The organism is Ensifer sp. ENS09, from assembly GCF_014852425.1.
GTDB lineage: Bacteria > Pseudomonadota > Alphaproteobacteria > Rhizobiales > Rhizobiaceae > Ensifer.
This window is the reverse complement of record NZ_JACVBP010000016.1, coordinates 1-739: the sequence shown is the minus strand read 5'-3', so window position 1 is coordinate 739 and position 739 is coordinate 1. Positions and strand designations below refer to the sequence as shown.

Annotated in this window: 1 protein-coding gene; it reads left to right on the top strand. The window is 56.6% G+C overall.

The window, feature by feature from the left end:
- A partial coding sequence (locus IB267_RS33020; protein WP_192451590.1) for a non-ribosomal peptide synthetase occupies window positions 1-739 on the top strand: 739 nt, incomplete at both ends.

Genomic DNA, 739 nt, shown 5'->3' with positions numbered 1-739 from the left:
ATCCCTATTGGGCGCCCGATATCGAATACGCAGATTTATATTTTGGACGCGTATGGGGCGCCCGTTCCGCTTGGTGTTGTTGGCGAGCTTTACATCGGTGGTGCAGGTGTTGCTCGTGGGTATCTGAACCGTCCCGATCTGACGGCGGAGCGGTTCCAGCTTAACCCATTCAGCCACGATGCTGGGTCTCGGATGTACCGGACCGGCGATCTTGCCCGCTATCTTCAAGATGGGAACATAGAGTTCCTGGGGCGCAACGACCACCAGGTAAAAATCCGCGGGTTCCGGATTGAACTTGGTGAGGTCGAAACACGCCTTGGAGAACACCCTGCGGTAAGTGAAGCTGTCGTCGTCGCGCGTGAAGATCAAACGGGTGACAAGCGCCTGGTGGCGTATATCGTGTCGATCGATGATTTTGCCGAGATAGGCGATTTGGCTTCCATGCTGCGGGCCCACTTAGCCATCCATCTCCCCGACTATATGGTGCCAAGCGCCTTTGTGCATCTTCCAGCTTTTCCCCTGACGCCTAATGGAAAGCTTGACCGGAGAGCTTTACCCGCGCCCGATGACGAAGCCTACGCCCGGCGGGGTTATGAGGCGCCCCAAGGCGAGATTGAGCAGATATTGGCCGCCATCTGGAGTGATCTATTGGGTGTCGACCGGGTGAGCCGGAACGACCATTTCTTTGAGCTTGGCGGACACTCGCTTCTGGCAGTCCAACTAATGGAACGACTACGTC